The 12,635-nt window shown below is 56.4% G+C and carries 10 protein-coding genes; 1 reads left to right on the forward strand and 9 read right to left on the reverse strand.

All coding sequences use genetic code 11. The annotated features are described in order from the left end of the window. Nucleotides 1-54: 54 nt before the first annotated feature. Entirely contained in the window at nucleotides 55-2,847 is a 2,793-nt protein-coding gene (locus AC0YNU_RS02595) for a calcium-translocating P-type ATPase, SERCA-type (RefSeq protein WP_475752800.1), read from the reverse strand. Between the two features lie 159 nt (nucleotides 2,848-3,006). On the opposite strand from AC0YNU_RS02595, the gene AC0YNU_RS02600 reads away from it, so the two are divergent. Then, entirely contained in the window at nucleotides 3,007-4,863 is a 1,857-nt protein-coding gene (locus AC0YNU_RS02600; protein ID WP_475752803.1) for an Rqc2 family fibronectin-binding protein, read from the forward strand. A 62-nt stretch (nucleotides 4,864-4,925) separates the two neighbouring features. Here AC0YNU_RS02600 and AC0YNU_RS02605 read toward each other — a convergent pair whose 3' ends face one another. From AC0YNU_RS02605 to AC0YNU_RS02640, 8 genes are all read right to left on the reverse strand, one after another. Further along, entirely contained in the window at nucleotides 4,926-5,798 is an 873-nt protein-coding gene (locus AC0YNU_RS02605) for a PHP domain-containing protein (protein ID WP_475752805.1), read from the reverse strand. Continuing rightward, nucleotides 5,789-6,700: a selenium metabolism-associated LysR family transcriptional regulator gene (locus AC0YNU_RS02610; protein WP_475752807.1), complete on the reverse strand. Its 912-nt coding sequence runs from the start codon at nucleotides 6,698-6,700 to the stop codon at nucleotides 5,789-5,791. The genes AC0YNU_RS02605 and AC0YNU_RS02610 overlap by 10 nt, the downstream gene beginning before the upstream one ends. Before the next feature lie 116 nt (nucleotides 6,701-6,816). Next, nucleotides 6,817-7,254, reverse strand: a complete 438-nt coding sequence (locus tag AC0YNU_RS02615) for a hypothetical protein (protein ID WP_161700882.1) — start codon at nucleotides 7,252-7,254, stop codon at nucleotides 6,817-6,819. Nucleotides 7,255-7,433: 179 nt separating this feature from the next. Next, nucleotides 7,434-7,697: a YlbG family protein gene (locus AC0YNU_RS02620; RefSeq protein WP_475752810.1), complete on the reverse strand. Its 264-nt coding sequence runs from the start codon at nucleotides 7,695-7,697 to the stop codon at nucleotides 7,434-7,436. 24 nt (nucleotides 7,698-7,721) lie between these two features. Then, the gene (locus AC0YNU_RS02625) at nucleotides 7,722-8,204 is read right to left on the reverse strand and encodes a YlbF/YmcA family competence regulator (protein ID WP_475753939.1); all 483 of its coding nucleotides are present in this window, start codon (nucleotides 8,202-8,204) and stop codon (nucleotides 7,722-7,724) included. Between the two features lie 139 nt (nucleotides 8,205-8,343). Then, a complete protein-coding gene (locus AC0YNU_RS02630; RefSeq protein ID WP_475752813.1) occupies nucleotides 8,344-10,248 on the reverse strand; it encodes a helicase-associated domain-containing protein in 1,905 nt (634 codons plus the stop codon). Further along, nucleotides 10,245-11,963, reverse strand: coding sequence for a DNA repair helicase XPB (locus AC0YNU_RS02635; protein WP_475752815.1), 1,719 nt, complete (start codon nucleotides 11,961-11,963; stop codon nucleotides 10,245-10,247). The genes AC0YNU_RS02630 and AC0YNU_RS02635 overlap by 4 nt, the downstream gene beginning before the upstream one ends. 151 nt (nucleotides 11,964-12,114) lie before the next feature. Continuing rightward, nucleotides 12,115-12,561, reverse strand: coding sequence for a CBS domain-containing protein (locus AC0YNU_RS02640; protein ID WP_475752817.1), 447 nt, complete (start codon nucleotides 12,559-12,561; stop codon nucleotides 12,115-12,117). Nucleotides 12,562-12,635: the final 74 nt, after the last annotated feature.

Consider the following 12,635-nt stretch of genomic DNA (forward strand, 5'->3'; position numbering starts at 1 on the left):
TCAATTAAACGCCAAAGGCTGCCTGGAATATAATCCAGACAGCCTTCTTTCCGATCAACGCATGGCAGCTTTTTGGCCTCCGAGCGGCCATTTGGATTTCTTCTTCTTGTCCGTCGTGCCGAGCACGCTGCCGATGCCCATGAAGAACGTCGGGATCCCTGCGGCGACAAGCACCAGGCACCAGTCGCGGATGGTGAGCGGAACCGTTTTGAAAATCGGCTGCAGAACCGGGACGTACAAGACGGCAAGCATCAGCACGACCGACGACAGGACGGCAAACAGCAAATATTTATTTTGCAAGATGTTGCGGTGGAAAATCGATCTCGAGCTGCGGCAGTCGAACACATGAATCAATTGCGCCATGACGAGCGTTGCAAAAGCGACCGTCTGCGCGTGAATGAGATTTTGCGGATCGCCGGGCTTGATGCGCAGCGTAATCCAGAACGCCGCCAGCGTGAAGACGCCGATCAGAATGCCGCGGCTGATGATTTTCCAGCCCAGCCTGCGGGCGAATATATTTTCCTTCGCGGAACGCGGCTTCTGCTGCATGAGATCCTTCTCGGCCTGGTCGACGCCAAGCGCCATGGCAGGCAAGCCGTCCGTCACCAGGTTGACCCACAAGATTTGGATCGGCACGAGCGGCAGAGGCAGTCCGGCCATCATCGCCAGGAACATGGTCAATATTTCGCCGACGTTCGAAGCCAGCAAATAACGAATGAATTTCCGGATATTCTCATATATGCCACGCCCTTCCTCTATCGCTGAGACGATGCTCGAGAAATTGTCGTCCATCAGTACGAGCGAGGAAGCTTCCTTGGAAACGTCGGTACCGGTGATGCCCATCGCGATGCCGATGTCGGCCGCCTTGATCGCCGGCGCGTCGTTGACGCCGTCGCCGGTCATCGCCACGACATGTCCTTTGCGCTGCAGCGCTTTGACGATACGCAGCTTATGCTCAGGCGATACGCGAGCGTATACGAAGATATTATCTGCCAGCCGGTCCAACTGCTCCTCCGACATTTCGTTCAATTGCTGTCCGCTGACCGCGATACCGCCGCGCGGCATGATGCCAAGCTGGCCTGCGATCGCCTCAGCCGTCGATTGATGGTCGCCGGTGATCATGACCGTCTTGATGCCTGCGCGGCGGCAGTTCGCGATCGCTTCTTTCACCTCGCGGCGCGGCGGATCGATCATGCCGGACAAGCCGACGAAGATCAGCGAATGTTCGACATCGGTTTCCACCTCTGAAGCATCATGCGGACGCAGCTCGCGATAAGCGAAACCCAGTACCCGAAGCGCGCCTGCAGCCAGCTTTTCCCCGGCTTCTCCGACCTTCTGCTTGAGCGTGGCCGTGAACGGCACGACTTTGCCGTCCCACAAAATGTACGCACACTGATTCATCAGCACGTCGGGCGCGCCTTTCGTGCAGACCAGGCGTCCGCCTTGATGCGTGACCAGCACGGACATCCGCTTCCGCTCGGAATCGAACGGATACTCCTTGATTCGTTTATACAGCCCTTCCATTGATTTGGCGGAAACACCCAGCTTGGAGGCCAGCACCGTCAGCGCGCCTTCCGTCGGATCGCCCTTGAGCACCCATTCGTCCTGCACGATTACGCCTTTTCCTTTCTTGCGCTTGGCATCCGGCTCCTGGTCCAGCTTGGAGACGGTTGCGTTGTTGCATAGCGCCGCGACCTGCAGCAACCGGCGGAGCGACTGGTCGTGCTTGATATCGACGCCTTTGCCGCTCTCGAAGCAGCCTCCGGTCGGCTCGTATCCTTCGCCCGTAATATCCATGCCGCGGCCGCCGATCCACAGCTTCGTCACCGTCATTTTATTTTGCGTCAGCGTGCCCGTCTTGTCCGAGCAGATGACGGACGCGCAGCCGAGCGTCTCGACGGAAGGCAGCTTGCGCACGATCGCGCGCCGCTTGATCATCCGCTGCACGCCGAGCGCGAGCGCGATCGTGACGATGGCCGGCAGGCCTTCCGGTATCGCGGCGACCGCCAGGCTGACGCCTGCAAGAAACATTTCGTAAGCGGGCTGGCCATGCAGGATCCCTGCAAGCACGACCATGACCGTCAGCGCCAAGGCGACGATGATGAGAATCTTCCCCAACTGCTCGAGGCGATGCTGGAGCGGCGTTTCCATCGATTCCGTTTGTTGGATAAGATTGGCGATTTTACCCATTTCCGTGTTCATGCCCGTCCGAACGATGATGCCTTTGGCGGTGCCTCGGGTGATCATCGTCCCCATGAAGCCGATGTTGCGCATATCTCCGAGCGGAATGTCCGACGACTTGATCGGGTCGCAATGCTTGTTGACCGGCACCGATTCGCCCGTCAAGGCGGACTCTTCCGCGTAGCAGCTGTTCGTTTCGATAAACCGGAGATCCGCCGGAATGCGATCGCCGCTTTCAAGCTCCACGATATCTCCCGGAACCAGCTCGCTCGCCGGAATGATAATGATTTCTCCCCCGCGCAGCGCCTTGGCCATCGGAGCCGACAGCGCTTTGAGCGCGCGCAGCGATTTCTCCGCCCTGAATTCCTGTACGAATCCGAGAACGGCATTGATCACGATAATCGCCACGATCGTAATGGCGTCCAAATATTCGCCGAGCAGCCCCGAGATTAAGGTCGCCCCCATAAGCACCAGCACCATGAAGTCTTTGAACTGACCCAGAAAGAGCTTCAGCGGCGAAACTTTCTTCCCCTCCGACAGCTCGTTTCGGCCAGTCTGCACCAGCCGTTCCGCCGCCTTGTCCGGCGACAGCCCGGTTTCCAGGTTAGCGTCCAGCGCCTTTGCCAGCTCGGCCGTTTCCAGCCCATGCCACATTCCTTGTTCCATTCCTCCGACTCCCTTCCGATACTCGCCGCCTGACGGACAGCCTCTATGGGCTAAATGTATTCGGACAAACCTGAAAATATCCCAGCCCGGGACTTAAGTTTTTGTTCCGGTTATGGCATGATAGGGAAGATGAATCACGAGTAAAGGGGATTTTACGCTATGGCCTTAGATGGAATCGTTACCCGCGCCGTCGCGGATGAGCTTCAAGCCTGCGTCGGAGCGCGCATTCATAAAATACACCAGCCGTCACCGCATGACCTTGTCCTGCAAATTCGCGGCGGCGGAATCCAGGGCAGGCTGCTGCTCTCGGCTAATCCGACCTACCCGCGCGTCCACTGGTCGGAGCAAACCTACGTCAATCCGATGGAAGCGCCGATGTTCTGCATGCTCATGCGCAAATATTGCGAAGGTGCCGTCATAGAAGCCGTCCGTCAAGTCGGCAATGAGCGCATCCTTCATCTCGACGTCCGCCAGAGAGACGAGCTTGGCGATACGTTTCAGAAACGAATCATCATCGAGCTGATGGGCCGGCACAGCAACATTATTCTGCTCGACGCCGCAACGGAGACGATCCACGATGGCATTCACCATGTCACGCCGTCCATCAGCAGCTTCCGCGTCGTTATGCCGGGAACCGCCTACGTCTCGCCGCCGGAGCAGGGCAAACGCGATCCGTTCTCGATCTTGACCGAGCAGGATTTCACGGACGCGCTGCGTACGGCCGGGACGGCGCTGCTGCACCCGCCGATGCCCAATGAAGACAGCATACATTTCGGAACGGCACCTAAGCCGGTTCCGGCCGAATCGTTGACGCCGGATAAGCTGATCGTCGCAGCCTTCAGCGGGCTGAGTCCCCTGTTGGCCAAGGAAATCGTTTTCCGCGGAACGGCCGGCGCAACGCCGATCAAGCTTCCGAACGGACTGGACGATCTGCAGCTTACGGGCAAGACGCTTTGGCCGATTTTCGATCAGCTGATGACGCAGTTCCGAACGCGCAATTACGAACCGCAAATCGTCGCACCGAGCGGCGGAAGCGGCAAGTCTGCCTTCTCTGTAACGGCATTAACGCATCTCTCCGGCGACACCTCTGCGTTTGCTACTATAAGCGCATGCCTGGAAGCTTTTTATGGCGATAAAGCGCAGCGCGATACGGTAAAACAACGTGTGTCGGATCTCATCCGTTTCCTGCAAAATGAACGCAATAAGAACGAGAAAAAGGTGGAGAAGCTGGAGGAGACGCTGCGAGAGGCGCACGAAGCCGATAAATTCCGCATCTTGGGCGAGCTGCTGACAGCCAGCCTGCATGCGATTCAGCGCGGCGATACTTCCGTGGAGCTTGCGAACTATTACGAGGAGGATATGCCGCTTGTCACGATTGCGCTCGATCCGCAGTTGACGCCTTCCCAGAATGCGCAGCGGCTGTTCAAGAAGTATGCCAAGTTCCGCAACAGCCAAACGGTCGTGGCCGAGCAAATGGAGCTGGCCGAGCGGGAAATTCAATATCTCGCCTCGCTCCTGCAGCAGCTGGACAGCGCATCCTTGGCCGATATCGAGGAGATACGCGAAGAGCTCGTGGATCAGGGGTATATGCGGCAGCGCGTGAAGCGGGGCGCCAAGAAGAAGAAGCCGAAGCAGCCGTCGCTCCTCTGCTATACTTCATCGGAAGGCTTGCAGATCTACGTGGGCAAGAACAATACGCAGAACGATTTCTTGACCAACAAAGTAGCGGGACCGAACGATACATGGCTGCACACCAAAGACATTCCCGGCTCGCATGTCGTGATCCGCGGGAACAGCTTCAATGACAGCACGCTCGAAGAGGCGGCCATGCTGGCGGCCCAATTCAGCCAGGCGCGATCTTCGTCCATGGTTCCCGTCGATTACACGCTCATCCGCCATGTCAAGAAACCGAGCGGCGCCAAACCGGGATTCGTCATTTACGATCATCAAAAAACGCTGTTCATCACTCCGGATGAACAGCGCCTTAAGGACCTGCCTTCGCAAATCAAAGTCTAATCCGACGGGCGAATACTCCCGTTGTGCCGAGCGGCACGCAAGCTTCCTGAAGCTGCGTGCCGTTATTTGTTGTTCCGGCGCGCTGGATCCAACTGCTCCAGCACGGATACGTCGACCGTCCGGCTGCCGATTTCCCCGTGGAACACGACGCCTTGGCGTTCGCCGTGAAAGTCCGAGCCGCCCGTTACGATCAAGCCGTGATCCTGCGCAAGCTTCAAATAACGCGCCTCGGCGGCTTCGTCGTGATCGGAATGGTAGACTTCGATGCCTTGGGCTCCGCGCGCGACGATCGCTTGGACGAGCTCGTCGTTGCCGTACAAGCCCGGATGCGCGATGACGCTCGTTCCGCCAGCCTCGCGGATCCATTCCAGCGCCTCGAACGGATGCAGACGCGGCGGATTGGCGTAAGCCGCACCGTCTTGGCCTAAATAACGATCGAACGCTTCCTGCATGGTACCGACGAAGCCTTGCTTAATCAACACGGCGGCGATGTGAGGCCGTCCAAGAGAGCCGCTGTCCTTGCCCTGCGACTTCGCCTCTTCTTCGACCTCTCCGAGCGTAATCCCTATACCCAGCTCGTTCAGCCGCGCGATGATCATGTCGTTGCGCTGCTCCCGAAGCGTCAGCAGACGCTCCAGCTTCCGTCGCCATTCCGCGCTTCGCCAATCCATGTAATAACCCAAAATATGAATGTCGATGCCTTCCGCGACGGTGCTGATCTCCACGCCCGGAACGACCGTGATGCCGAGACGTTCGCCCGCTTCCATCGCTTCCTCGATGCCGTCTACCGTATCATGATCGGTGATCGCTACCGCGGCAAGTCCTTTGGTCTTCGCGACCGCGACATTATCGGACGGCCGCTGCAGGCCATCCGAAGCCGTTGTATGCGTATGCAGGTCCGCCCTGCCGTTAAGATGCCGTTCATCTAGAGCCATTGCTGCAGATCCCTCTCTCTCAGAAAAGTCAGGAATGTAACGGCCGAAATCGGAAGCAGCGCGGATTTCAGGAAGATGGAATAAAATTGCCGCTTGAATTGCACGTCCCGAATCGGAATCGTTTGAATAAGTCCGAGCGCTACCTCGTGCTTGACTGACGAAGCGGATACGAACGAGATGCCGAGGCCTGCTTCGACCGCGGATTTCACCGCTCCCGTGCTCCCCAGCTCCATGACGATCTTCAGGTCCGCAATGTTCATTTTTTTCGCGCGCAGCTGCTCTTCCATAACCAGCCTCGTGCCAGAGCCCTGTTCTCGCAGCACGATCGGATATTGCATGACATCTTCGAGCTCCACTTCCTCCTTGCCCGCAAGCGGATGCGATTTGCCGACGATCAGCTTCAATTCATCGCTCAAGACGGCTTCCATATGCATGTCCGGATGATTGACAGGCGCTTCGATCAAGCCGAAGTTCAATTGATGATTGACGATCTCTTCCATGATTTGAGCCGTGTTCATGACTTTCATGCTGATCGCGATATGTGGGAACTCTTGGCCGAAAGGCCCCAGCAGCCGCGGAAGAATATACTCGCCGATCGTCAGGCTTGCGCCTAACTGGAGGCGTCCTTTAAGCTGCTTCGTAAATTTGGACATCTGCAGGTCGGTATCGCGAATCAAGTCGATACTGCGCTGGGCGAACGGCATCAATGCCCTCCCGGCCTCCGTCAGCTCGATCCGTTTGGTCGAGCGCTGCAGCAGCTTGGTGCCGAAATAATCCTCTAAGGACTGGACCTGCATCGTCACGGCCGGCTGCGTCATGTGCAATGCCTGCGCAGCCGCGGAGAAGCTGCCTCGCTCCGCAACGGTATAAAAAATATGGAGTTGATGAAAATTGAGCGCCATGAAGGGCATCCCTTCCTTTCTCTTCGCATTATTATACATCAAACGCTGCGAAATTTACCCGTCCTTATAAGAAAAAGCACGAGCTTCAGCCCGTGCCTACCTTCTTATTTTCCATATTACTTACGTTTGCGGCTGTTCTTGATCAATGTCATTCTTCTGGAATGACGCAACCAGGAATAATAAGACTTCAAATCTCGTAGTTCTATAGTCTCAGACATTCTTCCCAAAAAAGTGACAACGATCATTTTGTGCAGCGGATTGCCGGTCAGATCCGTTTCTTTCTCCAATACAGCAAATTCGGCTACGAACACCAAGTCATCATCAATCAGATAAACGTCCTGCTCGTTTCGGTAATAAGGTTCCATTCGTCCTTGCTTCAGGCACTGCCACATGAAGTCTGCGATATCTTCAAAGCCGGTTTTTTCGCTCTCGACTCGGTCGGCCCAGCGGCTCTTGGCGTGGTTCGTGATGACAATATCCGCCACTTTTTTATCGCCCAATACGACATGGAACGACTCATAGGTGTTCCATCTGTCCGTCATCTTGTCTTTCATACGCGATCCACCCCTCCCCTGAAGTAGGCCTTATTATCTATTGTACTTTCCATATTATTGTAGCATGCATGTCCGAGATTTCAACATAAAAATAAACTCGCCCCAAATATGGAACATAATGGATGTATTAAAGTTATAAAAAGGCCCCCGACTTCAAATTATGGCCGGGAGCCTGTGACTTACAAACTGTAAAAACGTGTTTTATCTGGAACGCCCTGGGTATATTCCGTTTTTATTTCATTGCGATAGGAGCGTTCGATGCGTTTCACGAAAGGCAGACGTCCCATATTGCGCACGACCTCTTCAGCCCGATCGGCGTTCATGTACATCACTACATAATGCATTTTACGTGACATGTAATGAACCGTTCCATATTTCTCTAGCGAACGGGCAGCTTTTAGATCGCTGACCCATACGATATAACCCACGCGTTCCGAAAACATGAAAGCCCCCCGTTCCCCTCTCTCTTACCCGCAGCCGCCGCTTCCGCAGCTGCACGAACCGCCGCTTCCGCAACCGCCGCCTTTGGGCAGCGGATCGTTGCTCGGCACCTTGATCGTCTCCGATACTGCAGCGGCGATTTCCGCCGCGATCGCATGCAGCAAATCATCGACCGCTTGTTCGGCCGCCTTGAAGCGGCTGACGCAATCAATCTCGTTCAGCTGCCGCTGAACCTCCTGCACGTTGTCCTTCGCCGCGTGATAGTCCGGGTGAAACCGTCCGAACCGTTCGCATTCCACGAATAGCTCCTTCGCTTTCTCAAACTGTTTCACGAGCTGACGCACCTGGTCGTTCGCGTCGACAACGGATTTCCAATATGCATATTCGGCAACTTCCGCCGATTGGTTTACCAAATCGCCAATTTCGTAGGCGCGCAAAAGCAGCTGCCCCATATCGAGCGATGCTGGACTAGCAAACTCAAAGGAATCAAAAGATTCGAAGAGCGGCATATCCAGTTCGAACGCTGCGGGGTCCGTTAACGGCAATGTTTCCATTAATTCTGCCCCCTCTATGATCAATAGGCTAAGCCTTACACGTATCATACCATACCCTGATCGCAAAAAGGTAGAGCAGCCGACGATTTCGAAGTTATGAATTCATGAGCGGAACAGGAAGGACGAGCATCATTTCCTCCCACGTCTCCGGATACAGCTTCACGGCTGCCGACGGCTCCGGTTCCGATGACTTCTGCTGCGCATGTCCGCAAACCGCCCAACCGCCGCCAGTCTCATCGACGATGCGCTCGGGAATGAACAGTGTAGCCGCGCCTTCAACGTTCAGCTTGACCGTTGTCCGCCATGACAACGCTTGCTCCATCATATCTCGCCTCGTCGACAGATGATAGGATCTGAACTGCTTCAGCCACATCGATGGAACATCCTCCAACCCCGCGAATAAATGTTTCTCGGTCATTCGGTCATGAAGCAGCTCATAGTTGCCGCCGAAAGCCGGTTCATAATACACATCAAGTGGTGCGGCTTCGCTGCTCCTTTTCGCCGCGTGGATAGATACTGATCCCCTTTGCTCCGAATAATCGTCGTAGCCGTTCATTCCTTGCCCGATCGCCGCGCGAACAGGATCCGGCAGCGCTTCCCGGGTTAAGCCCTCTAAGTAAGAAACGATCGCTTCTGATGTCCACCCTGCTCCTGCAGCGCGTTTCAAGCTAGCGGCATCCATGCGGTAAACGGCTGTATGATCGGTCCTTCGGCGTGTCGCGATCTTCTCCAGCTTCCATCGCTCCGCGTATGAACAGCCTGCATCCACATAGAGATCACCGTCGGGCGTCAGTTGAACGGCGCCTGAGCCGAATGTATTCGTCTGGTCCGCATACTCCCTCTGCTCTGCCATGCAAGGCTCAGCTCCACCGGATTCAAGTGCGCGGGATTCCGTCGTTTGGGATTCCATCATTCCGGATTCAATTCTGGCATCGAGCAGCCATTTGACCACCGCTTTGCCTTGAACATCTTCTCCGCGCTCGATCCAGCCCAGCTGGCTGAGGAGTCGGCACCAGGCTTCAATCGTTAACGGGTGCGGCTTGGCGGACAGCCTCTGAAGTTGCAAGCAGCTTGCCTCGATCTCCTCGATCCGATACCAGCTGCCAGTATCAAGCGCGCATAGGCTCGCAGCACCGGTCGCCGCAGCGGCATTGCGGGCGCAGACGACGGATAGCAGCTGCCGGAACAACCGGCCTTCCCGACGTGCTGGCCAATCATTCAGCCATTCCTGCCATTGTTCGTTCCGAAGCGCGTAAGCCCCATCTTTCACTTGAAGCCATCGATTCTGAACCGCAGTCTCCAGTATGAAGAGCAGCGCAGGCGGATACGCATCCGCTGCCTCTGCAGTTTCCGCAGCTGGCGTCGCAGAAGGCATTAGCAGCCCCGTCAGCGTCCGATCTTCCATGTACAGCTGCTCGGCTCCCTTGACGATCGTCCGCTTCGTCAGAACGCCTTTGGCGGTAAGCTTCAACCCAGCGTCTTCAAGTTGAGCCATCGCATGCAGCAGCTGCAGGCTGAACGGCGGAAAGTAGCCGGCTTCGTCAATCGCGTCTATCGTCAACGGATCGACGGCTTGCAGCAAGTCGTCCGCATCCCTTAACTTTATATTCCCTGTTAGGATCGTACAGTGCCAAGGGAAGAAGCTGTCGAGCGGCAGCACGTACAACTTCTCTCCCCAGCCTTTGCGCATGGCAAACACAATGCCGGCTTCCGTAAGCCGAAGCAAACCGATTCGAACGGTCGCACCAGCGATTCCTGGCCGGGCGGCCTGCAGCAGCTGTTCCTCCGAGAACGGAAGCGGGCCCGGTCCATATACGATCATCTCGAGCGTAAGTGCCGCTTCGTTCGCCATCGCGTGCCATGCGGATGCCGTACACCTAAGATCCGTCAACGTGTCCGGCCAGCTTGTTCCGGGAGCGCATGCTTCCCATAAGGGATGCTTTTGCTTAAGAGCGATCTCCTCTTCCGAGAGCTTAGCGGTAATTTGTCGTACATTCACTGCGCAGCCCCCCGTTTTGCTGCCGACGCACCTTGAATACGGCTGTGCAGCTCGGACCAATCCTCGAGTGCATACCGATACCCTTGCTCGAGCAGGAATAACTGCCGTCTGCCGGCATAATCCGTTTCCTTGGTTCCTCCTGTGACGACCGTGTAGAACCAAGCCTCGTTGTCGCGAGCTTTCGGCCGAAGAATGCGGCCAATGCGCTGCGCTTCCTCCTGCCGCGAGCCATAGCTGCCCGACACTTGAATCGCGACCGCGGCTTCAGGCAGATCGACGGCAAAATTGGCGACCTTGGAGACGACCAGGACCGAAATTTCTCCGGATTTGAAACGGCCGTAAAGCGCGGATCGCTCCTCATGAGACAGCTCACCTGTCAGAACGGGGGCATCCAGCTCCTCCGCAAGCCGATGAAGCTGACTCAAATACTGGCCGATGACGAGCGCAGGCTTGCCGGCATGCAGCTCCAGAAGTGCGCGAACCACGTGGACTTTATCCTTATTTTCGCCGGCGATGCGGATCTTGGACTTCTCGCCTGCGGCAACGTAAGCTTCGACTTCCTCATGCGCCAGCGGCAGCCGAATTTCCGTGCAGGTCAAGGAAGCGATCCAATTGCGCGTCTCGAGCGTCTTCCAAGGCAAATCGAATCGCTTCGGTCCGATCAGAGAGAATACGTCCTGTTCCCTCCCGTCTTCGCGGACGAGCGTCGCCGTCAAACCGAGCCGCCTTGTCGCCTGCAGGTCCGCCGTCATGCGGAACACGGGCGCCGGAAGCAAATGCACCTCGTCGTAAATAATCAGCCCCCAATTTCGCTGGCTGAACAAACGCATGTGGCTGTACTCCTCGCTCTTCTGGCGGCGGCTCGTCAAGATCTGATAAGTTGCGATCGTTACCGGCCTGACATCCTTGGATGATGCGGCGTACGTGCCGATCTGATCCTCCTGAAGCGAGGTTTTATCCAGCAGCTCCGACTTCCATTGGTTAACCGAGGTCACGTTGGAGGTCAAGATCAGCGTGTCGCAGCGAAGACGAGCCAGTGCCGCGATGCCGATAATCGTCTTCCCCGCGCCGCATGGCAAAACCAGCACGCCGCTTCCCCCTTCGACCTGCCCTTCCCGGTAAAATAAATTGACCGCCCGCTCCTGGTAATCCCGAAGCTGAAACATGCGTCCTCCCTCCGTTCGGGGACGCAGCTCCACCTCCAGCGCCTCCCCGTGCCGGTAGCCGGCCAAGTCCAGAACGGGATAGCCGAGCCTGATCAGCTCCTGCTTCAGCAGCCCCCGCGCTTCCGGTTTCACGCTGCGCTGCCCGATCTCTCGAACCGGCAGCCACGTATCGGCAATCGCAGCCTTCTCCTCCAGCTTGGCAAGCAGGTCCTCTTCGCCTAGCAGCAGCAAGCGTCCCTCGCTTGTTTGCTGCAGCATGAGCTTGCCGTAACGGCCGCCTAACTTGCGAATGGCGCTGACCACTTGCAGCGGAACATCATTCGAGCTGAACGCCATCAGCGCTTCGATGATTTCTTCCGGCGCCATGCCGGCCGAGGCCGCATTCCATAACGACATCGGCGTTATGCGATAGGTGTGAATATGTCCCGGACGCTTGGTCATGTCGGCAAACCGGCACAACTGCTCGCGGGCAGCTTCCGCCTGCTCATGCCTGTCATCCAACAGCACCGTCAAGTCAACCTGCACGCATAGGGGCCGTTCTCGTTTCATCACATTCACCATCTCCCGGATTCAAGATAATACCTCAGTATGACAATAACCGCCTTTTTTTATGCACCGAAGCAGCCTATCCTATACGCGCTCGACTTTGAAAAACAAAAAAGCGCAATCCCGTGTAGGATTACGCTGCTTCAGACGTTTATTAATGAAAAACGGCTTGGGATTCGCCTGATCCCTGCTGTGAAATGCTGCTGAGCGCTTCGCCGGCTTCATCGACGAAAATTTCGCGAACCGCCAAATCGCCGATGGATACGATCCCGACAAGATCGCCGTTCTTCACGACCGGCAATCGTCTGATCTGGTTGCCCGCCATCAGTTTGGCAGCCTCATCGACAGACATGTCGGCTTCGATCGTCTTCATATCCGTCGTGATGACCTCCGCGACGGCCGTCGAGCCCGAATGCTTCGCCGCGTAGCCCCGGACGACCAAATCCCGGTCGGTTACGACGCCGATCAGCTTCTTCCCGTCTACGATCGGCACGAAGCCGATATCGTGATCTCTCATTAGTACGGCAAGCTCGTATACATTATCCAGTAACGTTGCCGTCACGCAGTCCGTCGTCATCAACTCTTTAACCGTGCGTGCCATTGTCGGCGTTCCTCCCTCGAGATGCTTCATTCATCATCCCTTAGAGTCGCCCTGTATGACTGCTTCCATGCACG

The organism is Paenibacillus sp. J31P316, assembly GCF_056269105.1.

Bases quoted from the DNA above. Each gene is read 5' to 3' on its own strand.
- AC0YNU_RS02595 (WP_475752800.1), bottom strand. From the start codon at position 2,847: ATGGAACAAGGAATGTGGCATGGGCTGGAAACGGCCGAGCTGGCAAAG.
- AC0YNU_RS02600 (WP_475752803.1), top strand. From the start codon at position 3,007: ATGGCCTTAGATGGAATCGTTACCCGCGCCGTCGCGGATGAGCTTCAA.
- AC0YNU_RS02605 (WP_475752805.1), bottom strand. From the start codon at position 5,798: ATGGCTCTAGATGAACGGCATCTTAACGGCAGGGCGGACCTGCATACG.
- AC0YNU_RS02610 (WP_475752807.1), bottom strand. From the start codon at position 6,700: ATGGCGCTCAATTTTCATCAACTCCATATTTTTTATACCGTTGCGGAG.
- AC0YNU_RS02615 (WP_161700882.1), bottom strand. From the start codon at position 7,254: ATGAAAGACAAGATGACGGACAGATGGAACACCTATGAGTCGTTCCAT.
- AC0YNU_RS02620 (WP_475752810.1), bottom strand. From the start codon at position 7,697: ATGTTTTCGGAACGCGTGGGTTATATCGTATGGGTCAGCGATCTAAAA.
- AC0YNU_RS02625 (WP_475753939.1), bottom strand. From the start codon at position 8,204: ATGCCGCTCTTCGAATCTTTTGATTCCTTTGAGTTTGCTAGTCCAGCA.
- AC0YNU_RS02635 (WP_475752815.1), bottom strand. From the start codon at position 11,963: ATGAAACGAGAACGGCCCCTATGCGTGCAGGTTGACTTGACGGTGCTG.
- AC0YNU_RS02640 (WP_475752817.1), bottom strand. From the start codon at position 12,561: ATGGCACGCACGGTTAAAGAGTTGATGACGACGGACTGCGTGACGGCA.